At 45.7% G+C, this 348-nt stretch carries 2 tRNA genes; both read left to right on the top strand.

Annotated features, from left to right (window positions below):
- Positions 1 to 65 precede the first annotated feature (65 nt).
- Positions 66 to 142, top strand: a tRNA-Ile gene (locus IQR33_RS23190).
- 42 nt (positions 143 to 184) lie between these two features.
- A tRNA-Ala gene (locus IQR33_RS23185) sits at positions 185 to 260 on the top strand.
- Positions 261 to 348 lie beyond the last annotated feature (88 nt).

The following is a 348-nucleotide window of genomic DNA, read 5'->3' as shown; positions in this document are numbered from 1 at the left end:
ACGATGATTATTGCGATGAGTGTTCACACAGATTGATACGGTTTATAAAGTAAAGAGACGATACTGGGTCTGTAGCTCAGGTGGTTAGAGCGTTCGCCTGATAAGCGAGAGGTCGGTGGTTCGAGTCCACTCAGACCCACCAATTTCTTTCCCAAGGAATTGGCGACAGTATCGACACCTTGATGGGGCTATAGCTCAGCTGGGAGAGCGCCTGCCTTGCACGCAGGAGGTCTGCGGTTCGATCCCGCATAGCTCCACCATCTTTAAGTGTTCTTGAAAAAGAATCTTTAAAAATGGTTTTCATCAGAAAATCTAGCTCTTTAACAATTTGGAAAGCTGACAAAACAA

The sequence above is a fragment of the Vibrio sp. OPT46 genome, assembly GCF_015163535.1.
Taxonomy (GTDB): Bacteria; Pseudomonadota; Gammaproteobacteria; order Enterobacterales; family Vibrionaceae; genus Vibrio; species Vibrio alginolyticus.
The sequence above is the reverse complement of the archived record's forward strand: the minus strand, read 5'-3'. Positions and strand labels throughout refer to the sequence as shown.